Annotated in this window: 21 protein-coding genes; 13 read left to right on the forward strand and 8 right to left on the reverse strand. The window is 61.5% G+C overall.

From position 1 onward, the window contains the following. The first annotated feature begins 52 nt into the window (after positions 1–52). From K4O48_RS06600 to wrbA, 6 genes are all read left to right on the forward strand, one after another. On the forward strand, positions 53–832 hold the full coding sequence (locus K4O48_RS06600; protein ID WP_222912016.1) for a PhzF family phenazine biosynthesis protein: 780 nt from the start codon (positions 53–55) through the stop codon (positions 830–832). Positions 833–905: 73 nt separating this feature from the next. Beyond that, on the forward strand, positions 906–1,271 hold the full coding sequence (locus K4O48_RS06605; RefSeq protein WP_222911258.1) for a CidA/LrgA family protein: 366 nt from the start codon (positions 906–908) through the stop codon (positions 1,269–1,271). Next, the gene (locus K4O48_RS06610) at positions 1,268–1,978 is read left to right on the forward strand and encodes an LrgB family protein (RefSeq protein WP_222911259.1); all 711 of its coding nucleotides are present in this window, start codon (positions 1,268–1,270) and stop codon (positions 1,976–1,978) included. Before K4O48_RS06605 ends, K4O48_RS06610 begins: the two co-directional genes overlap by 4 nt. A gap of 203 nt (positions 1,979–2,181) precedes the next feature. Beyond that, entirely contained in the window at positions 2,182–3,060 is an 879-nt protein-coding gene (locus K4O48_RS06615; protein ID WP_222911260.1) for an alpha/beta fold hydrolase, read from the forward strand. A gap of 135 nt (positions 3,061–3,195) precedes the next feature. Further along, on the forward strand, positions 3,196–3,894 hold the full coding sequence (locus K4O48_RS06620; protein WP_222911261.1) for a pirin family protein: 699 nt from the start codon (positions 3,196–3,198) through the stop codon (positions 3,892–3,894). A 50-nt stretch (positions 3,895–3,944) separates the two neighbouring features. Further along, positions 3,945–4,544, forward strand: a complete 600-nt coding sequence (wrbA, locus tag K4O48_RS06625) for an NAD(P)H:quinone oxidoreductase (RefSeq protein ID WP_222911262.1) — start codon at positions 3,945–3,947, stop codon at positions 4,542–4,544. Between the two features lie 65 nt (positions 4,545–4,609). Here the strand turns inward: wrbA and K4O48_RS06630 are convergent, their stop codons facing one another. After that, positions 4,610–5,098, reverse strand: coding sequence for a GNAT family N-acetyltransferase (locus K4O48_RS06630; protein WP_222912017.1), 489 nt, complete (start codon positions 5,096–5,098; stop codon positions 4,610–4,612). A gap of 132 nt (positions 5,099–5,230) precedes the next feature. Here K4O48_RS06630 and K4O48_RS06635 point away from each other — a divergent pair, with 132 nt between their 5' ends. The 4 genes from K4O48_RS06635 (at position 5,231) to mdoH (ending at position 12,634) form a co-directional block, all read left to right on the forward strand. Continuing rightward, positions 5,231–5,770: a DUF3087 domain-containing protein gene (locus K4O48_RS06635; protein WP_222911263.1), complete on the forward strand. Its 540-nt coding sequence runs from the start codon at positions 5,231–5,233 to the stop codon at positions 5,768–5,770. Positions 5,771–5,966: 196 nt separating this feature from the next. After that, entirely contained in the window at positions 5,967–8,258 is a 2,292-nt protein-coding gene (gene bglX, locus K4O48_RS06640) for a beta-glucosidase BglX (protein ID WP_222911264.1), read from the forward strand. A gap of 283 nt (positions 8,259–8,541) precedes the next feature. Further along, positions 8,542–10,065: a glucan biosynthesis protein G gene (locus K4O48_RS06645; protein WP_222912018.1), complete on the forward strand. Its 1,524-nt coding sequence runs from the start codon at positions 8,542–8,544 to the stop codon at positions 10,063–10,065. Next, positions 10,058–12,634 carry a glucans biosynthesis glucosyltransferase MdoH gene (mdoH, locus tag K4O48_RS06650; RefSeq protein WP_222911265.1) on the forward strand — a complete coding sequence of 859 codons (2,577 nt, stop codon included), beginning with the start codon at positions 10,058–10,060 and terminating at the stop codon, positions 12,632–12,634. Before K4O48_RS06645 ends, mdoH begins: the two co-directional genes overlap by 8 nt. A gap of 56 nt (positions 12,635–12,690) precedes the next feature. On the opposite strand, the gene K4O48_RS06655 is transcribed toward mdoH, so the two are convergent. From K4O48_RS06655 to K4O48_RS06680, 6 genes are all read right to left on the reverse strand, one after another. Next, a complete protein-coding gene (locus K4O48_RS06655; protein ID WP_222911266.1) occupies positions 12,691–13,362 on the reverse strand; it encodes a c-type cytochrome in 672 nt (223 codons plus the stop codon). A gap of 12 nt (positions 13,363–13,374) precedes the next feature. After that, positions 13,375–14,322: a copper resistance protein B gene (locus K4O48_RS06660; RefSeq protein WP_222911267.1), complete on the reverse strand. Its 948-nt coding sequence runs from the start codon at positions 14,320–14,322 to the stop codon at positions 13,375–13,377. Then, the gene (locus tag K4O48_RS06665) at positions 14,312–14,641 is read right to left on the reverse strand and encodes a hypothetical protein (RefSeq protein WP_222911268.1); all 330 of its coding nucleotides are present in this window, start codon (positions 14,639–14,641) and stop codon (positions 14,312–14,314) included. The genes K4O48_RS06660 and K4O48_RS06665 overlap by 11 nt, the downstream gene beginning before the upstream one ends. An 11-nt stretch (positions 14,642–14,652) precedes the next feature. Continuing rightward, complete coding sequence (locus tag K4O48_RS06670) at positions 14,653–16,494, reverse strand: copper resistance system multicopper oxidase (RefSeq protein ID WP_222911269.1); 1,842 nt, start codon at positions 16,492–16,494, stop codon at positions 14,653–14,655. A 143-nt stretch (positions 16,495–16,637) separates the two neighbouring features. Continuing rightward, the gene (locus K4O48_RS06675; RefSeq protein ID WP_222911270.1) at positions 16,638–17,081 is read right to left on the reverse strand and encodes a DUF411 domain-containing protein; all 444 of its coding nucleotides are present in this window, start codon (positions 17,079–17,081) and stop codon (positions 16,638–16,640) included. Between the two features lie 24 nt (positions 17,082–17,105). Then, positions 17,106–17,369, reverse strand: a complete 264-nt coding sequence (locus tag K4O48_RS06680) for a heavy-metal-associated domain-containing protein (protein WP_222911271.1) — start codon at positions 17,367–17,369, stop codon at positions 17,106–17,108. A gap of 219 nt (positions 17,370–17,588) precedes the next feature. On the opposite strand from K4O48_RS06680, the gene K4O48_RS06685 reads away from it, so the two are divergent. Both K4O48_RS06685 and K4O48_RS06690 read left to right on the forward strand, forming a co-directional pair. Then, positions 17,589–18,272, forward strand: coding sequence for a heavy metal response regulator transcription factor (locus K4O48_RS06685; protein WP_222911272.1), 684 nt, complete (start codon positions 17,589–17,591; stop codon positions 18,270–18,272). Beyond that, entirely contained in the window at positions 18,269–19,639 is a 1,371-nt protein-coding gene (locus K4O48_RS06690; protein WP_222911273.1) for a heavy metal sensor histidine kinase, read from the forward strand. Before K4O48_RS06685 ends, K4O48_RS06690 begins: the two co-directional genes overlap by 4 nt. Here K4O48_RS06690 and K4O48_RS06695 read toward each other — a convergent pair whose 3' ends face one another. Beyond that, positions 19,640–20,092 carry a DUF305 domain-containing protein gene (locus K4O48_RS06695; RefSeq protein ID WP_222911274.1) on the reverse strand — a complete coding sequence of 151 codons (453 nt, stop codon included), beginning with the start codon at positions 20,090–20,092 and terminating at the stop codon, positions 19,640–19,642. It lies immediately after the preceding gene. A 428-nt stretch (positions 20,093–20,520) separates the two neighbouring features. Here K4O48_RS06695 and K4O48_RS06700 point away from each other — a divergent pair, with 428 nt between their 5' ends. Then, positions 20,521–20,976, forward strand: a complete 456-nt coding sequence (locus K4O48_RS06700; protein WP_222911275.1) for a hypothetical protein — start codon at positions 20,521–20,523, stop codon at positions 20,974–20,976. Positions 20,977–20,985 lie beyond the last annotated feature (9 nt).

Consider the following 20,985-nt stretch of genomic DNA (forward strand, 5'->3'; position numbering starts at 1 on the left):
CTTTGCGCCCGAATGGCGGGCGCGTTGCGAGGAGTCGCGCATGAAGTTACCGATCTATCAGGTCGACGCATTCACCCAGGAGCGTTTCAAAGGCAACTCTGCAGCGGTGGTGCCGCTGGAGCATTGGCTGAGTGACGCGCAGATGCAGTCGATCGCGATGGAGAACAACCTGTCGGAAACGGCATTCCTGGTGCGTGAGGCCGACGGCGCTTTTCATATCCGCTGGTTCTCGCCGCTGACGGAGATCGATTTCTGCGGTCACGCCACGTTGGCGAGCGCGTTTGTGCTCCTGGAGCAGCAGATTGCATCAGCACCGCTGACATTCCGTGCCGGTGCCGTGGGCGACATCAGCGTCGCTCGGCTGGACGATGGCTGTCTGGAGATGAACTTCCCCAACCGTGCGCCAGAGCCCGTGGACAATCCTCCCGTCGGGCTGCTCTCCGGCCTGGGCCTGTTGCCGACGGCGATCTTGAAGAATCGTCAGGCCTGGTTTGCCGTTTATGAACACGAGGACCAGGTGCGGCAGCTGGCGCCTGATCTCGAAGCGCTCAAGTCACTCGCGCCTCTGGACGTCGTAGTGACCGCGCCGGGCATCTCGCAGGATTTCGTCTCTCGCTACTTCTGGCCCGCCAATGGCGGCGAAGAAGACCCGGTCACCGGGTCGATTCATGCGGGCCTTGCGCCATTCTGGGCCGGGCGTTTGGGCAAGACGTCACTGGTCGCGCTTCAAGCCTCACGCCGCAGCGGGTTGCTGTATTGCCGGGTGGAGGGCGATCGGGTTTTCGTCGCGGGTCACGCGGTGCAATACCTGCAAGGAACGATCGAGGTCTAGCCGAAAGCGTGCCGCAGCGCGCGATTCACGGCATGATGGCCCGTTCTGTTGTGCCGTACTAAGGACTCCCTCAATGATTCTCAAAGGCCTGACCTGGCTGGTCGTGCTGCAGTTGCTTGGCAGCGTCATTCACCTCTTGCTGCTTCCCGCCTTGCCGGGGCCGATTATCGGCATGGTGTTGTTGTTCGGTGTGTTGTTGCTGCGTCGCGGCATCCCTGAGCCGCTGGAGAAGACCGCTGCGCTGTTGCTGCAATACCTGCCGCTGCTGCTCATCGTCCCGGCCGCGGGAATCATGACCAGCGCCGATGCGCTGCTCGCGGATCTGCCGGCCATTGCGGCCGGGCTGGTGTTGTCACTGGTGGTGACCGTACCGTTTTGCGGCTGGCTGATGCAGGTACTCATCCGACGCATGGATCGCCGGCAGGAGGATCATTCATGAGTGGCCTCGACTGGAAACAGGTCTGGGCGATGACGCTCGACCATCCGCTGTTCTCCGTCGCGCTGACGCTGATTGCCTTCCAGCTGGCCCTTGCGCTTTACCGACGCAGCGGGTGGCTGGTGCTGCAGCCGGTCATGGTCGGCATGCTGTTGGTGGTCGGTACGCTTTATCTCTGCGGCATCGATTATGCGAGCTACCGCGCAGACGCCTCGATGATCGCCATTCTGGTTGGCCCCGCCACGGTCGCGCTGGCGGTGCCGCTGTATCGCCACATCCGGCGTATCCAGCAGCTGTTCTGGCCGATCCTCATCACGCTGGTCAGCGGCGGTGTGTTGGGGGTCGTGCTGACGCTGGTGATTTCCAGCGCGCTGGGCGCTGACGTGTCCGTGCTGATGAGCCTGTCGCCCAAAGCGGCAACCATGCCGATTGCCATGCTGGTGGCGGAACAAATTGGCGGGCTCGCTTCACTCGCTGCAGTGTTCGTTATGCTCACCGGAGTGATCGGCACGGCGTTAGGGCCGGTGTTATTAGGCTGGGCCGGCGTCGATCACCCGGCAGCGCGGGGGCTGAGCTACGGCATCAACGCCCACGCCATCGGCACGGCGAGGGCGCTGGAGGAGGGCGACGAGTGCGGCGCCTTCGCTGCGCTGGGCATGAGCCTGCTGGGCATCCTGATTGCCTTGTTTTTGCCTCTGGCGCTCGGCTGAGCTCCGATGCCCCGGGCTGCTCGCTGGCTCGATCCTGGTCGGCGCGCGTTGGTAAACCTGGACGCTATGTTGCTTCGGAGGCGGCGTTGCCCCGTTTAGTGGGCGCGCCGCACCGGCGCTGACTTGCGGTGGTGAACAGTCAATCTTGATTCACTTACTGGGGCGCGGGCTAGACTCAGCCGCAGTGTCCCAGGAGCGGTCCTATGTTCGAGCAGTTCAAGCCAGGCCAACGCGACGTCAATGGCGTCACCATCCATTACCGTCAGGGCGGCTCGGGTCCGCCCTTATTGCTGCTGCATGGATACCCGCAGACGCACGTGATGTGGCACAAAATTGCGGATCAGCTGGCCGAGCGCTTTACCGTCGTTGCAGCGGATTTACGCGGCTATGGCGACAGCAGCAAGCCTGAAGGCGGTGAAAACCACGTCGCCTATAGCAAGCGCGAGATGGCGCGTGATCAGGTCGAGCTGATGCAAGGGCTGGGCTTCGAGCGCTTTGACATCCTCGCCCACGACCGTGGCGCGCGGGTCAGCCATCGTCTCGCCATGGACTATCCCCACGCGGTGCGACGAATGATCCTGCTCGACATCGCACCGACGCTGGCCATGTATAGCCAGACCAACGAGACCTTTGCGCGCGCGTATTGGCACTGGTTCTTTCTGATCCGTCCAGCACCGATCCCCGAGAGCCTGCTCGCGCTCAACCCCGAGCAGATCCTGAAAGGGGCTGTGGCCACCCGACCGGATCACCAACATCCCTTCAGTGACGCGGCGTTCGCCGAATACCTGCGCTGCATGAAGCTGCCCGGCACCGTCCATGCCTTCTGCGAGGATTATCGGGCCAGCGCCGGGATCGATCTTGAGCATGACCGTGAAGACCGAGCCGCTGGCCGGATGATTCTAGCGCCGTTGCTGGTGCTCTGGGGCGCGGATGGCATCGTCGAACGCTGTTTCGATCCGATGAAGGAGTGGCGCGCCGTTGCGCAAGACGTGCAAGGCAAGGCGCTGCCAGCCGGGCATTATTTACCGGAGGAAGTACCCGAGCGGGTACTTGAAGAGGCGCTGGCGTTTTTGGCGCGCTAACAGCTGAACAGATCGACTTTATCGATTGGTTTGTCCGGAATAATCCAACCAAACACTCAATAACAAAATAGAAGATAGCCTCATCCGGTACGGTGCCCTCCCTTGCGACGCCGACCGCCCTTTAGAGGCTGCGCCATGATCGACATTCGCCCCCGGGCCAAACTTGGTGGTGCCCAGCACGGTTGGCTGGATACCCGTCACCATTTCTCCTTCGCCGGTTATCACGACTCGGCGCGCATGCACTGGGGGCGTCTGCGAGTCTGGAACGACGACATCATCGCCCCGCAGTCAGGTTTCCCGACCCATGCGCACAGCGATATGGAAATCATCACCTACGTGCGCAAAGGGGCTATCACCCACGAAGACAACCTCGGCAATCGTGGCCGGACGGTCGCAGGCGATGTGCAGGTCATGAGCGCCGGCACGGGGATCGCTCACAGCGAATACAACCTTGAAGACGAACCCACCGAAATCTTTCAGATCTGGATTTACCCGGATCACACCGGGCTGCCACCCGCTTGGGGAACGCGGCCATTCCCGACAGCAGAACGCGCAGGTGCGTTCGTTACGCTCGCCAGCGGCATGGCAGAAGACACCGAGGCATTGCCGATACGGGCCGATGCGCGGCTGGCGGCCGCGACACTTTCCACCGATCAGGTTGCCGAATACCCAATCGCTGCCGGTCGAAACGTTTATCTGGTGCCGGCGAGCGGACGCGTCGAGATCGGTGGGCAGATTGCTGCCGCGGGTGACGGGGTCGCCGTACGTGATGAAGCGCGGCTGATGATCAGGGCGCTGGAAGACAGCGAAATTGTGCTGGTGGATGTGCGCTGAGCACACCGAGCGGCAAATCGAAACACACCAACCCGGAAGAGGAAGCAGAGATGGCGAAGATTCTTGTGTTGTATCACTCAATGTACGGCCACATCGAAACCATGGCCAACGCGGTGGCGGAGGGCGCGCGCCGTGTCGAGGGCGCGGAAGTAACGGTCAAGCGAGTGCCGGAAACCATGCCCGAGGAGGCGTTCAAGAACGCTGGCGGCAAAGTCGACCAGCCCGCACCGTTTGCAAATCCCGCGGAGCTGGCTGATTACGACGCGATCATCTTCGGCACCCCGACGCGCTTCGGCAACATGTCCGGGCAAATGCGCAACTTCCTCGATCAGACCGGTGGTCTCTGGGCCAAAGGTGCGCTGCATGGCAAGGTCGCAAGCGTGTTCACCTCTACCGGCACGGGTGGCGGGCAGGAAATGACCATCACCTCCACCTGGACTACGTTGGCGCACCACGGAATGATCATCGTGCCGACCGGCTACGGCATCGGTGAGTTTTTCGATATCTCTGAAGTGAATGGCGGCACGCCCTACGGTGCCTCGACCATTGCTGGCGGTGACGGTTCGCGCCAGCCCTCACCGAAGGAGCTGACCATCGCGCGCTATCAGGGCGAGCTGGTGGCCAAAACCACGTTGAAGCTCAAGGGCTGACGGTTGGAATGGCGCCGGGCGGCGCAGGCCGTCCGGTCGTCTGGGTCAGTATCGGCTCCCTTGAATCATCTTTCGCTGAGCAGCAATCCGTACATCAACTCATCCACATAGCGTTCGTCGGTGACGCGTTTGTAAGCGGCTCGCTGGGTGCCTTCGTGGACAAATCCGATGCGTTCATAGAAGGCAATCGCTCGCCCATTGTCGGCTTCCACCGTCAGCTCCACCCGACGGATGCCGGCGCGGCGCAGACGTGTGAGCGCGTCTTCCATCATCACTTTGGCAAGGCCAGTTCCCATCATCTCCGGCGCGACGGCCAGCGTCCCCAGGTAGGCAACATGCGCGGCACGGCCGAGATGCCGCCGCACCTGGTAGAACCCCTGGACGATCCCCTCAACCTCGAATACGTAGAAACTGGCGCTTTCGAACAGCGGATCGAACACCTTGCCGAAAGCTGAGCGCGGCATTAGGTCGAAACCGAGAAAGGGCACGACTGTGTCATGCATGTAGATGTCGTAGACCCGGTCGAAATCACCAGGGATCACAAGTCGGCGCATATCTCGTTCCTTGTATTCGGCGGCTGTCGTCGCTGCGTCTGAGAGTCGTCTGCGCGGCGTCAGGTGCGGGTATCCGATTGCGGTGATAATGCCGCTCAACCGACTTACCTTCCGACTACTCAGGATCCACTCATGGTGACATTCGAGATCAAACCACTCAGCCCCGAAGCTTACCGCCAGCAGACCCGTCGCAGCACCTTGCTGGTGGTGGCGACCTTTGCGGTGCTGGGGATGGGCTTTGCGACGCTGGCGGTTGCGCTTTTCGGCGAGGCCGGTGCGGACAACCTGCGCCTGAACGTGGCGGGCGTGGTGGCCGGGTTCCTGCTGACGGCGGCGTTGGTGCGCCTGGTCTATTGGAAACAGCCCTGGATGCACAGCGCGGTCTATGGCTGGCGCCTCAAGCGCAGCCTGATGAGCGTCACCAATGCGATGCATCACGTGACGGCGGGCATCGCCGCGGGTGATCCCGACGCGATCAAGCTGCTTCGTTTCTACCATCTTGGACTGACGCAGATGCATCAGCTCGACGCTAACAGCGCGTCGCTAAGCGAGGCGGCCGCAGAAATCGATCGGCACCGCGGGCTGATGGAGGCCCGAGGAATGGATACCGACCAGCACCAATTGCATGACGAATGGCTCGGCTCGGTGAAGCGCTTCCCCGCGACCAGATGAGGCAGCGCACTCAGCAGGGCGGCAGCGAGCGTCCCCGTAGGGCTTCTGAGTTTGCTCATACCGGCAACGCTGCCGTTTCGCTCCAGACCGCTGGTTGTGATGAAGGGAAAAACCCATACTCGCGGGTGTTTCGCCGGCCATGCCGGAATCCATGCCGTTCGCCTATACGTCTCGCTGGCCAAGGAATCTCTGAACAATGAAAAGGCTGTATTTGGTCGGTCTCATGGCCGGTCTTTCGCTGCAATCAGTCGCTGCCGAGTCCCCGTCCCCTTTGCTGGATAACAAGCCGGCCTTCATCGCGAGCCTGATCGAGCGGATGACGCTGGAGGAAAAGGTTGGCCAGCTGCGGTTGATCAGTATCGGGGCAGACATGCCTCGCCCGCGCATCCTCGAAGAGCTGGCCGCTGGGCATATCGGCGGCACGTTCAACACCGTGACACGGCACGACAACCGGCCGATGCAGGAGGCGGCGCTGCGCAGCCGGATGAAAATCCCGATCTTCTTTGCGTACGACGTGGTACACGGTCACCGGACGATCTTTCCGATCGGGCTGGGCCTGGCGTCGAGCTGGGATCTGGGCACGATCGCGACCAGCGGACGGGTGCAAGCGATCGAAGCCAGTGCCGATGGCCTGGATATGACCTTCGCACCCATGGTGGATATTTCGCGTGATCCACGCTGGGGGCGGACATCTGAAGGCTTCGGTGAGGATCCCTATCTGGTGTCGGAGATCGCGCGCACCATGGTCCAGGCCTATCAGGGCGACTCTCCAGCCGCGGCCGACAGCGTGACCGCCAGTGTCAAACACTTCGCCTTGTACGGGGCGGTAGAAGGTGGGCGCGACTACAACGTCGTGGATATGAGCCCGATGCGTATGCATCAGGATTTTCTTCCGCCTTATCGTGCGGCCATCGACGCAGGCGCAGGTGGGGTGATGGTGGCGTTGAATGCCATCAATGGCGTGCCGGCCAGCGCCAACACTTGGCTGTTGCAGGATTTGCTGAAGCGGGACTGGGGTTTCGACGGCGTGGCGCTGAGTGACCACGGCGCAATCAGCGAGCTGATGCGTCACGGCGTCGCCAAAGATGGCCGCGAGGCTGCTCGCTTGGCGATCAAGGCGGGCATCGACATGAGCATGGCCGACTCGTTGTACCGCGAGGAATTGCCAGGCCTGGTGGAATCCGGCGATGTCGCGGTTGGCGAAATCGACACAGCGGTTCGCGAGGTGCTGGGCGCCAAATACGACATGGGGCTGTTCCACGACCCGTTCCGGCGTATCGGCGTCGCTGCGGATGACCCGAAAGATGTCAATGCCGAAAGCCGGCTGCACCGTAAGGCGGCGAGAGCGGTGGCGCGTGAGTCGATCGTGCTGCTGGAAAACAATGACCACACCCTGCCACTGAACAAGCGCGGGACGATTGCGCTAGTCGGTCCGCTGGCTGATTCGCCGGTCGACATGATGGGCAGCTGGTCCGCCGCCGGCGTCGCCAAGCAAGCCGTGACGCTACGCCAGGGAATGCAAAGCGCGCTGGGCAGTGACGCGGTGCTGCTGCATGCCCGCGGCGCCAACATTACCGACGACAAGCACATGGTCGACTACCTGAACTTTCTGAATTGGGACAATCCCGAGGTGGTGCAGGACTCGCGCTCGCCGTCGGCGATGATTGCCGAAGCGGTCGCCATGGCGGAACAAGCCGATGTGATTGTCGCCGCAGTGGGTGAGTCGCGCGGCATGTCTCATGAGGCGTCGAGCCGCACCAGCTTGCAGATCCCTCAGAGTCAGCAGGCATTGCTCGAGGCGCTCAAGGAAACTGGCAAGCCCCTGGTGCTGGTCTTGATGAACGGGCGACCGCTGGACCTGAACTGGGCGAAGGCGAATGCCGATGCGGTCGTGGAGACCTGGTTCAGCGGCACTGAAGGCGGCAACGCGATCGCCGACGTGCTGTTCGGTGAGCACAACCCTGCCGGCAAATTGCCGATCTCCTTTCCCCGTTCGGTAGGCCAGATTCCGACCTATTACAACCATCTGCGCGTCGGCAGGCCCTATGTCGAAGGCAAACCTGGCAACTACACCTCGCAGTATTTCGAAGAGCCGAATGGCCCGCTATACCCCTTCGGCTATGGCCTGAGCTATACCGACTTCGAGCTGTCGGAGGTGAGCCTGTCGAGTCAGACCATGTCGCGGGGTGGTGACCTAGACGTTAGCGTCACCGTAAAAAATGCCGGCCCGCGCGATGGCGCAACGGTCGTGCAGCTGTATATCCGCGACGAGGTCGCCTCGGTGATCCGACCGGTGAAAGAACTCAAGGATTTCAGCAAGGTTGCCTTGGCCGCGGGCGAGGCTCGGGAGGTCCGTTTCAAACTCGACGAGGAGGACCTGAAATTCGTCAATGCGCAGCTCAAGCGTGTCGCCGAACCGGGAACCTTTCAGGTACAGATTGGGCTGGATTCGCAACGGGTCAAATTAGCGTCTTTCACGTTGCAGTGATGCCTCGTCAAGGCGCGGTGCGCCGCGCCTGTAGCCCGCTTGAGTCAGGCATTCCGCGTCCTTTGACGTGCTGAAAAAAAGTCCTCTCAGAGTAGCTATCCGGCGCTATGGCGGCGTGGGATGATTTGCCGCTTCGCTTGGTTGCGCAGGGAATCATTTGCCGCTGCGGTAGACCAACGATTGCAAACCGGGCCGCAACGCGGCCATCGGTCATCGTGATAGCTCAGGAGGCGATGTGTCACGTACCTTTCATTTCAACGCAGGCGCTCGCACAGGTCGGGCACTGGGTTTTACGTTGAGTTTGTCCTTGGGGTTGTTTGCCAGCCACGGCTGGGCGTTCAGCCTTGAGGATGTTGCGGTAAAGGCGGAAAAGCTGGCGACGCAAGACTACGCGCCACCGCAGAGCAATCTGCCCCCCGTGTTTCGCAACATGGCGTTCGCGGATTACCAGCAGCTGCGTTTCCGTGGCGACAAAGCGCTATGGAAAGCTGAACCCACGCCATTCGAGCTGCAGTTTTACCATCAGGGCATGCATTTCAATGTGCCTGTGCGGATCAACGAGATCACCGCCAATGGCGTCGAGAAGATCCGTTACGAGCCGGAAATGTTCGAGTTCGGCAACGTTGAGGTCGAGCCCGCCGCGTTGGAAAATCTCGGCTTCGCGGGTTTCAAGGTGCTCTATCCGCTGAACAAGGCGGACAAGGCAGACGAGCTGATGACGCTGCTGGGCGCGAGCTATTTTCGGGTGATCGGCAAGGACCAAGTGTATGGTCTGTCCGCGCGGGGGCTGGCGATCGACACGGCGCTGCCCAGCGGCGAGGAATTTCCGCGCTTTCGCGAGTTCTGGGTCGAGCGCCCGCAAGCCGATCGCCGCAATTTGGTGATCTACGCCTTGCTGGATTCGCCGCGCGCCACCGGTGCTTATCGGATGGTGGTTACGCCGGGTAAGGACAGCACCGTTGACGTACAGGCGCGCGTGTATCTGCGTGAGCCGGTTGAAAAGCTCGGCCTTGGCGCGCTGACCAGCATGTATCTGTTCGGCGCCAACCAGCCGAGTCAGTTGCTCAACTACCGTCCGCAGCTGCACGACTCTGAGGGGCTGGCGATCCACACCGGCAATGACGAGTGGATCTGGCGACCGCTGAACAACCCCAAGCGACTGTCCATCAGCAGTTACAGCGTCGAAAACCCGCGCGGCTTTGGCCTGCTCCAGCGCACCCGGGATTTTGGGCGCTATGAAGACCTGGACGATCGTTACGAGCTGCGACCCAGTGGATGGGTCGAGCCCAAGGGTGACTGGGGGAAAGGACGGGTCGAACTGATCGAAATTCCGACGCCGGACGAAACCAACGACAACATTGTTGCGTTCTGGGTACCGGAAGAGCGGCCGGAACCCGGCAAGCCGCTGGATTTCGCGTACCGCCTGCACTTCACCATGGATGAGCCGGCGCTGCATGACCCCGAGTTGGCGTGGGTCAGCCAGACGCGGCTCTCTACCGGCGACGTAAAACAGTCGAATCTGATCCGGCAACCTGATGGCAGCACCGCTCTGATTGTCGACTTCGTCGGGCCCAACCTGGCCGCGCTGGTCGCCGATGCAGCCGTGAGCACCCGGGTGAGCATCGGTGAAAACGCCGAGCTGGTGGAAAACAACCTCCGGCATAACCCCGTGACCAAAGGCTGGCGTCTGACCTTGCGCTTGAAGGTGCGTGATCCCAAGCGCCCTGTAGAGCTGAGGGCTGCACTGGTGGAAGGCGAGAAGACGCTTTCCGAAACCTGGAGCTACCAGATCCCAACCAATGAGTAATCCCGTGGAGCCTTCGATTACCGGTCGCTACATCAGCCAGCTGCCGCTCGATGATGCGCAGCGCCAAGCCTTGCTCAGCGAGGTGGAGCAGGGCAGCGGCGGGCTGGAGGATGTCCATCGAGCCCTGGGCCGCACCGTACCGGATGCCGACTCGGTATCGAGCGGCGGCGATTTGCTCGGCTCGGTGGCCGCCCGCTTGAGGCTCGGCTGGGGTGAAACCTTCGAGCGTGCACGGGCGTTGACTCGCGACCATCAGGGGCGCGTGTGCATCCGCTCGACACCGCCGATTGTGCGGACTCGAATGGTGCCTGAGCCGTGGCATACCAACGTACTGCGTCTGAGCTGGTGGCGCCTGCTGCGCAAAAAGAACCGTACGGTGGAGCTGCCACCTGCGCAGTCCGTTGATCGCTCGGGCTGGCGTAGAGTCGCCGCGTTCCGTCGCACCACGTTGCTGGTGCTGATGCTGGTACAGACGGTGATTGCCACCTGGCACATGAAATCCGTGCTGCCTTATCAGGGCTGGGCACTGATTGATCTGCAGGAAGTGTTTCTGCAACCGTGGCAGGAGTCAGCGCGGCAGATTCTTCCGTACGTGGTGCAGACGAGCATTCTTTTGCTGTTCGCCTTGCTGTTCTGCTGGGTTTCGGTGGGGTTCTGGACAGCGCTGATGGGGTTCTTCCAGCTGCTCAAAGGGCACGATCAATACAACATCTCCGCCAGCACCTTAGGCGACGAACCGATCCCGCGCGAGGCGCGCACCGCACTGGTGATGCCAATCGCCAACGAAGATGTGCCGCGCGTGTTCGCCGGGCTTCGGGCAACCTACGAATCGCTCAAGGCGACCGGGCATCTGGAGCATTTCGATATCTTCGTGCTCAGCGACAGTAATGACCCGGATAAGTGCGTCGCGGAACAAAAGGCCTGGCTGGAGGTGTGCAAGGAGGTGGACGGCTTCGGGCATATCTTCTATCGGCGTCGCCGTCGACGCGTGAAACGCAAGAGCGGGAATATCGATGACTTCTGTCGTCGCTGGGGCAGCAGTTACCGTTACATGGTTGTGCTGGATGCCGACAGCGTGATGAGCGGTGAATGCCTGACCAGCCTGGTGCGCTTGATGGAAGCCAACCCGGGCGCCGGCATCATCCAGACCGCGCCGAAGGCATCGGGAATGGACACGCTTTACGCGCGGATGCAGCAGTTCGCCACGCGGGTTTACGGGCCTCTGTTCACTGCCGGGCTCAATTTCTGGCAGCTGGGGGAGTCCCACTACTGGGGCCACAACGCGATCATCCGGGTCAAACCCTTCATAGAACATTGTGCGCTAGCGCCGCTGCCGGGTAAGGGCTCGTTTGCCGGCGATATCCTTTCTCATGACTTCGTCGAAGCGGCGCTGATGCGCCGGGCTGGATGGGGCGTATGGATCGCCTACGACCTGCCAGGAAGCTATGAAGAGCTGCCACCGAACCTGCTCGACGAGCTCAAGCGCGACCGTCGTTGGTGTCACGGCAATTTGATGAACTTCCGGCTGTTCCTCGTGAAGGGCATGCACACCGTCCATCGTTTCGTATTTCTGACTGGGGTCATGTCGTACCTGTCTGCGCCGCTCTGGTTCGTGTTCCTGGCGCTCTCAACCGGCCTGCTGGCGATTCATACGTTGATGGTGCCTGAGTACTTCCTGCAGCCGAATCAGCTGTACCCGCTGTGGCCGGAATGGCATCCGCAGGAAGCGATCGCGTTGTTCTCCGCGACGCTGACCTTGTTGTTCCTGCCCAAGTTGCTCAGCGTTCTGCTGATCTGCATCCAGGGCGCGCACGAGTACGGCGGCCGCATTCGCCTGGTGTTGTCGATGGTGTTAGAGACCCTGTTCTCGATGCTGGCCGCGCCGGTCCGCATGCTGTTCCACACCGTGTTCGTGACCGCCGCATTCCTTGGCTGGTCGGTGCAGTGGAACTCACCGCAGCGCGCTGACAATGCGACGCCCTGGGGTGAAGCCTTGCGTCGACACGGCCCGCAGATGCTGTTGGGCGCGCTCTGGACCGGGCTGGTGGCCTGGCTCGATCCGGCGTTTCTGTGGTGGCTGGCGCCGATTGTGGTGTCGCTGATGCTCTCGGCCCCCGTGTCGGTGATCACCAGCCGTACTGGCCTCGGCCTCGCTGCGTTCCGTCGGAAGCTTTTTCTGATCCCGGAGGAGTTCAATCCTCCGCAGGAACTCGCGTCGACCGACCGCTACACGCGAGAGAATCACGACAACGCGCTGCACGACGGCTTTATCGCGGCGACAGTAGACCCGATCTACAACGCGCTCGTTTGTGGGATGGCACGCGCCCGGCATGCCAAGGTCGTTCCGGGTGCAGAAGTACTGCGGGAGCAGCGCATGCAACAGATTCTCGATGCCGGTCCCGACGGCGCGGCAGAAGCGGCGCGTTGGCGTTTACTGAACGACCCGGACGGGATGGCGCGGCTCCACCTGCGCGTCTGGCAGGACGAGCGTTATCAGGCGTGGCGTGACGCCTATCGTCAGCCAGCGCTGGCTGGGCAGGCACCAATCGAGGTCGTTTCCGTACCGTAAGCCGCACCGCTCGACCACCGCCACGTGATGAACCACCACGTGGCGGTGGCAGGTGCTCAATGAGGGTGATCGGTGCCGTCGGCATGGCGGTGCAGATCGGGTGTTGCGGGCTGCGCTGGATGATGCTGCTCAACCGACCGCTCGCCGTCATGAGGTCGCGTGTTGGCAGGCGCTGGATTGTGGTTCTGCATAGCTGTCTCACCGCCGCCGTGCTGGTGACCGCCACTCGCTGCAACCAAGGCCTGATAGTCCATGGGCGTCAGCGCTGGCAGCTGCTCCAGAAGGGCGATCAACCCCCAGATGTAACGGTCGTCCATGCTCTGGCCCCAGGCGGGCATGCCGGTGGCTTTGATGCCGTGTTTGATCGTCCAGAAATCGTGCGCCGGCTCGTGCTTGCGGTTGGCATCCGTGAGGTCCGGCGGGGCAGGGTTGAGGGCGTTGCTCAGCTCGGTGGATTGGACGCCCGGTGCGAGGTGGCACATCGCGCACATCGCATCGTAGTTGCCAGCCCCCGACCTGATCAGTTCCGCATCGCTCAGGTCCGGCACAAGGATATCGTCGGCGCGAACGGCGATTGAGCGTTCGCGTGCTGTTTCCAATAGCGCCCGGACCGGCGCGCTATGAGGTGTATCTGCAGCCACATTGACGACGCCGGAATAGACCACGCCAGCACCGATCAGTATCAGCACAAGCGCAGCCAGCAGCAGTGTCGCTAACGTTTTGAGCATGGTTGTTCGGCCTTAAAACCAGAACCGGATACCCGCCACCAGGCGAGTTTCGCGGGTGTCTTCCCCGTCGAGGCGTGCTAGATCAGCGGTGTTGCCATAGGCGCGGTGCCAGCTTACGCCCACATAGGGCGCGAACTGACGGCTGATCTCGTAGCGTAGGCGCAGACCAACCCCCGCGTCGCTCAAACCGGAACCGATGCCTCGGCGCTCGTCGTTGCGACCATGCAGGTTGACTTCGGCCGTGGGCTGCAACACCCAGCGCTGCGTCAGCAACAGATCGTACTCAGCCTCGAGGCGCAACGCAGTCTGGCCACCCTCGCCAACGAAAGCCGTCGCTTCGGTTTCCAATCCGTATAGCGGCATACCCTGCACGCCGAAAGCGGCCCAGGTTTGTGGCGAGCCGGGTTTGAAGTCCTGGCGCACACCGGCAACCGTTTCCCACCATGGGCCGATGGCATGGCTCCAGAGCAGCTGCAATTCGGCTTCTTCGGTATGACCGTTCGTTCGCTCGCCTTCTGAGCGAAAGGCCAGACGGTCGATATCACCGCCCGCCCAACCGCTCAGATCCCAGGCCAGCGTGCTGCCGTCATCGGCGTCCTGCCATTCCAGCTCGTCGGCGACAAACATGAAATGGGTGCCACCTTGGTGCATGCCATGATCGGGAATATCCGGAATGGCTGCCGCTATATCGGCGGGATCGAGCGTCGGGATCGGGCTGCGCGTTTGCTGGCTTGGTGGGATTCCCGTTTTGGGCGGATGCGGCATTGAATGCCCCGAGTGGTCCATCGCGCCGTGATCCATCTGGCCGTGGTGGGGCCGGGCGGTATCGTGGCTCGGCGATGTATGCGCCGGGGCATTTGGCGAATGACCACCATGACCCGAGTGATCCTCGGCTTCCTGCGCCTGGGTGGTGGCGGCTGCCAGACAGAGCGCGCTGATCAGCGGCAGTTTAATGGTCATGCTTTGGGTTCTTGCTGCTGGTTCCATCAGGCTGTTGCTGCCCTTGTTCCATGTTGCCGTGGCCCATCTGTCCTGAGCCCATGTGCTGCTCGTGCATCTGCATCATCTTGTCGTGATCCATGCCCTCATGACTCATGCCGTCGCGTTTCATCGTTGCCCCGGGTTGCGACACTGGAGCGTCGGTCTCAGGCGCCTGCTGCGTCGCGGCGGCGCTGTTCGAATGGTGGTTGCCGTGCTCGCCTTGCGCGTGAGCGCCGCCAAAGGGCAGGGCGGCAATCAGGCCGAGCGCGAGCAGGGCGTTGCGCTGGGTAATGCTCATAATCTTCTCCGTCATTGCTCGACGCGGACTTCGCGGAACATCCCGAGGTCCATGTGCATCAGCATGTGGCAGTGGTAGGCCCAACGGCCAAGGGCGTCGGCCGTGACGCGGTAGCTGCGTCGGGAGCCTGGCGGCATGTCGATGGTGTGTTTGCGCACCATGAAGTTGCCCTGTTCGTCCTCCAGATCGCTCCACAGCCCGTGGAGGTGGATCGGGTGGTGCATCATGGTGTCGTTGACGAGCACAAAGCGCACGCGCTCGCCATACTTCAGGCGGATCGGCTCGGCATCGGCGAACGGGATGCCATCGAACGACCAGGCGAAGCGTTCCATGTGCCCTGTCAGATGCAGTTCGATCGTGCGTGTCGGCTCACGGCCGTCCGGGTCGGGGAAAGTGCTGCGCAGGTCGCCGTAGGTCAGCACACGACGGCCGTTGTCGCGCAGGCCGATTCCGGGGTCGCCCAGCTTGGGCACCGGCATCATGGTCTGCATGTCCACCAGCGGATTGCCGTCTTCGCTTTCGGGGTGGGACTGCATCGCAGTAGGCGCAGGATCTTTGCTGGCGGTCGAATGCTCCATGTCTTGATGATTCATCTGGCCATGATCGCCGTGCCCAGTGTCGTTGCTCCCATGACCCATCTGTCCATGGGTTGTTGCGCCGTGATCACCGCTGTGTCCTGCCGGCTGCGGTTGCTCATCGTGGCCGCTATGCGCGCCATGATCGCCGTGGCCCATGTCGTCCATGCTCAGCTCTGGCCGTGGATCGAGATTGGGCACCGGCGCGCTCAGGCCATTGCGTAACGCCAGCGTCCCGCGCGCATAACCGCTGCGGTCCATGGATTGAGCGAAGAGCGTATAGGCGTCCTGGCTGTCATCTGGCGAGACGATGACATCAACCGTCTCGGCCACCGCCAGCCGCAGCTCGTCCACCTCGACCGGCTTCACGTTCTGGCCGTCCACCGCCACCACGGTGAGCTTCAGCCCGGGAATGCGGAAATCGAAATAGGTCATGGCCGAGCCGTTGATCAGCCGCAGGCGCACCCGCTCACCTGGTTCGAACACGGCCGTCCAGTTGCTATCCGGAGCCTGTCCGTTGAGCAGATAGGTGTAGGTTTCCGCGCTGATATCGGCTAGATCAGTGGGCGTCATCTTCATCTTCGCCCAGGCCCAGCGATTGCCTACCGTCTCGCGCCAGCCCTGATCGGCGACATCATTGATAAAGTCGCCGAGGGTGCGGCGCCCGCGGTTGTAGTAGTCGGACTGTTTCTTCAGCTTATCGAGCACCCGTGCCGGACTTTCGTCCGTCCAGTCGGTGAGCATCACCACGTAGTCTCGTTCGTACGTGAAGGGCTCGGGCTCGAGCGGATCGATCACCAGCGGCCCGTAAACACCGAGCTGCTCTTGGAAGGCCGAGTGGCTGTGGTACCAGTAGGTCCCGCTCTGTTTTAGCCGGAAACGGTACTCATACATGCCGTCCGGCGCGATGCCCGCGAAGCTGAAACCCGGCACGCCGTCCATGTTGGCTGGCAGCAGGATGCCGTGCCAATGGATCGAGGTGTCCTGCGGCAGGCGGTTGTGCACGCGCAGGGTGACCGTGTCCCCCTCACGCCAATGCAGCAGAGGGCCGGGAATGCTCCCGTTGATTGCCATCGCGGTGCGTTCGCGACCACTGAAATTCACGCCGAGCGAGTCGATGTAAAGATCGAAGTCGGTACCTGCCAAGACGCCGCCTTCAGCTGACTGGCCTGGGCGTGCAACCGCCCACACCGGCTGCCGCCAGATACCCAGGCCCGCGGCGACGCCGCCTGCGGCCAGGGTTTTGATGAAGGTTCGGCGGGAAGCTGTGGACTGCATGCTATTCCTGCTGGATGACTGATTTGAGGATGATTGCGCGTGCTTTCGAGCCGAACATCGTGAGATTTCGGTGCTGTTCTCAGCCACAAGAGCGAAGCGCGTTTACGCCGTCCGGCTGCGAACGCCAGTGATCAGAACGCGTGTTACTTCCCTGGGTAATCAGCCATGACCACATCCTTCCCACCCTTAGTCAGACCAATGACCTGATAGGCCTGCGCCGGCTGGCCGTAGTCCATGCCTGGCGAGCCGGCCGGCATGCCGGGTACGGCGATTCCGGTCAGGTCATTGCGCTTCTGCAGTTCTAGGATCTGCGCCACCGGAACGTGGCCCTCAATGAATTTGCCGTCGATCACGCCGGTGTGGCACGAGCCAAGGCGCGGGGCGACGCCCAACTGCTGCTTGACGGCCGACATGTTGGTTTCAACGTGATCGCGCACTTCAAAGCCGTTCGCCTCGAGATACTTGATCCAATCCTTGCAGCAGCCGCAGTTGGCGTCCCGGTGCACATCGATCACATCAGCGGCGTGCGCGGTGCCAGTCATCAACAGCGCGGCGATGATGGCGAGTTTGGTTTTGAGAGCAGGCATCAAGAGCACTCCTATGAGAAAAATTCAGCGACAACCGCAGCCGCTTCCGCAACCCGTTTTTGGCGCTGCAGCGGAGGTGGTCTCGCCGCCGATTTGCGCCGGATACCCAGCTTCGTTAAGTGCGCTGAGTAACGCCGCGTGGTCAGGGTCGCCGCCTACGCGTACCCGTCCGCCCTGAAGGTCGACATCGACCGCGTCCACACCGGCGATGGCGTTGAGCGCTTGGGACACGTGCCGCACGCAAGCGCCACACGTCATGCCCTGTACTTGAAGCGTGATGGAACTCATTGGAAGTCCTCGGTAAGCGCCGGTCAGTCCGGCTTGGCTTGATCTTCAACCTTTCCCTTGTGTCAAGGTCAAGCCGCTGCGCCTTTCGCCTTTATTGGTAGGAAACATAGCCTGAGCTGGCTTTCGGTTAGCTGAGCGGAACATTACTTTTCTGTCAGCTTCTGGTTCGGCCAGGTCGATCGCGGCACACTCGAACGATGAAATGGAAAGGATGTGCTGATGAAACTTCTGGTCGCCGAAGACGAGCCCAAAACCGGTATTTATCTACAGCAGGGCCTTACCGAGGCTGGGTTTACCGTTGACCGTGTCACCAGCGGCACCGATGCGTTGCAGCATGTACTGAGCGCCCCCTATGACCTGCTGATACTCGATGTGATGATGCCCGGCCTGGATGGCTGGGAAGTGCTGCGTTTAGTGCGCGCGGCCGGGCAGGATGTGCCGGTGTTGTTCCTCACGGCGCGTGATCGGGTAGAGGATCGGGTCAAGGGGCTGGAGCTCGGCGCGGACGACTACCTGGTCAAGCCCTTTGCCTTTTCCGAGTTGCTGGCCCGCGTGCGAACGCTGCTGCGTCGAGGCCATGCGGCTGCCATGCAAACCCAGCTGAACATTGCAGACCTCGAAGTGGATCTGCTCAAGCGCCGCGCCGTGCGGGCCGGTCAGCGTATCGATCTCACGGCCAAGGAATTTGCATTGCTGGAGTTGCTGTTGCGCCGGCGCGGCGAAGTGCTGCCCAAATCGCTCATCGCTTCGCAGGTATGGGACATGAATTTCGACAGCGACACCAATGTCATCGAGGTCGCGATCCGCCGGCTGCGGGCAAAAATCGATGACGGGTTCGAAACCAAATTGATCCATACCGCGCGAGGCATGGGCTACATGCTCGACGAGCCAGACGCGTCGTGAAGCGGTTGTCCCTGACCGCCAGGCTCAGCCTGATGTTCATGCTGGTCGTCACCGGTGTGCTGGGCGCAGCGGGGCTATTCTTCAGCCTACTGAGTCAGCATCACTTCGACGAACTCGACCGACATACGCTGGAAGAGAAGTTTCAAGCCAGCCGCCAGTTGCTGCAGCAAATCGATGATCTTCAGCAGTTCGATGCGCTACGACCTCAGCTTCAGGCACTGTTGGGCGGTCATAGCGAGCTCTCCGCGCGGATTATCGACGCCCGTGACCGGGTGCTGTTTGCCGCAGACGGAGTGGCCCAGTCAGCGCACTGGCCGCCTGATCATGTAAACGATGGCGAAAATGAGCATCAGCGTACTGGGCAAGTCTGGCGCAGCAGGACCGATGTGATTGAGGTCGCGGGACAGCCCCTGCGCGTGGTGCTCTCGCTCAATGTCACCGCTCACAACGCGTTCCTTCATACGCTCACCGGGTGGCTCTGGGCCGCATTGCTCATATGTGCATTGATCAGCGGGCTTCTGGGCTGGTTGCTGGCACACCGAGGGTTGCGCCCCTTGCGCGACGTGACCCAGGTTGCGGCGTCTGTATCAGCCAAGTCCTTGACCGAGCGTATTCCCTCCGACGCGACGCCCGCAGAGTTGCAGCAGCTGGTGCTGGCCTTCAACGCGATGTTGGCGCGGCTGGAGGATGCATTCGTGCGGCTGTCCAACTTTTCGGCAGACATTGCACACGAGTTACGCACGCCGCTTAGCAACCTGATGACCCATACCGAAGTCGTCCTGAGCCGGGACCGCCGCCGTGAGGATTACCAGGAAAATCTCCATTCCAACCTGGAAGAGCTGCGACGCATGGCGCGGATGATCGATGACATGCTGTTCCTCGCCAAGGCTGACAACGGTTTGATCATCCCCGAGACGAAACCTGTCGAGTTGCAGCCCCTTTGTGAACAACTCCTGGAGTTCCATCAGATGACCGCGGATGAGCGCAGTATCCGATTCGAGCTATCGGGCAGCGCACGCATCCCGGGCGACGCCGCGATGCTGCGTCGGGCACTGTCGAACGTGCTGTCCAATGCGCTGCGCTATACGCCGGACGGAGGCGTCATTCGTGTGGAGATCGCTTCGGGAGAGCGAGGCGTTGCGCTGAAAATCGTCAATCCGGGTCTAACTATTCCGCCAGCCCATCAGCCGCGTGTGTTCGACCGTTTCTACCGGGTCGATCCGGCTCGCCGCGAAGGCAGTCCGAGCAATGCCGGACTTGGGCTGGCGATCACCCGTTCCATCGTAGAAGCGCATCGCGGCGAGATTCTCTGCAGCAGCAAAGAGGGCTGGACCACATTCGAGATCATCTTCAGCGCCGCTGCCTGATCAGTCGGCGTCTTCGAGCTCGCTGATCAGGCGCTCCATTTCGGCAATCTCTTCGCGCTGGGCCTGGATAATTTCATCGGCCAGCTTACGTACTCGCGGATCGGTAATAGTGGCGCGCTCACTGGTGAGGATCGCAATCGAATGATGGGGGATCATCGCCTTCATCCATGACACCTGCTCCACGGTCTGCTGGCTGCGTACCAACCAGAGCGACGCGGCAAACACCACTACGCTCCCCGCGAAAATCGCAATGTTGACTCCCCGTTTCTTATACATGCCGAGCATGAATGCCAGCATGATTATGGCCATGCTGGCGCCCATCACGAGCGCCATGTAAGCGCGCGTTTCGCTGAAGAAAATGTGGTCAAGTTGAAATACATTCAAATACATCAAACCGAACATCACGATCGTTGACGTGGCGATCATCGCGCCGAAGCGGGCGTAGTTATTCATGCGGTCCTCCGTCTGGCGAATCGGTAGCGGTTTTTTATCGCCGCCGTACTAGAGGTGACCGGATTCGTAATCGGTCGTTCGATTCTGCAAGCCAGCAGCCATGCGGCTTTGCTGTCAGTCCGCTGACAGGAATGTCAGCAAACGCGTCGTTAGCCGTGAGGCGCCACCTGCACCCGATGCCGCTTCGGTGTCGAGAGACGGTGTGGCGCGACTGGTGCATGGCGAATCGGCACGCTATGCATATTGTTCATTCAAGCGCGTGCATACGCCCTTTTCCAGCCTCCGTGCTGCGATGTCGGTAGCCACCGCCCGGCCAGCCAATGCCAGCACTGGTCAATCCGGGCCGGACGTGTTTGGATCGGGTTTCCGTTTTGCTCGTCACGTGCCGGCTCTCACACCCGGCAGCAAACCGCAGCGGAGGAGGCGTCATGAACATCGAACGATGCGAAGACCTGATTAATTGGACCCGAAAGGCCCATGCACTCTTAGCCGACTGTTTGGCTGAAGGAGCCAAGGAACGAAGCGACTCGCTGGCGAAAATGTTGCTGGACTATCTGGCTCAGCATGAGCGGGAACTAACGGTCACCATCGCGCGGGTCATCGAGCACGCCGAGCCAGGCGCGTTGCAGGCCCCGTTGCATGATGCCGTCCAGGGCGACACGGTGAGGCTAGAGATCGACAGCGAAACATTCGCGCAGATCACTGTCGAGGAAATCTCACAGCTCGTGTTCGCGGTGCATAACCGCATCATCGATCTGTATCGCTCCCTTGAAAAACGCCGCGAATTGCACAGAGCGAGCGGTCTACTCGGTGAAGTGCTGCAGTTCGAGGAGCGCGAAACCATGCGGTTGGCACATCAGGTCAATCGCATGCAGGAAATGTGAGCGTGTGAT

Source organism: Pseudomonas sp. DNDY-54 (assembly GCF_019880365.1).
Taxonomy (GTDB): domain Bacteria; phylum Pseudomonadota; class Gammaproteobacteria; order Pseudomonadales; family Pseudomonadaceae; genus Stutzerimonas; species Stutzerimonas stutzeri_P.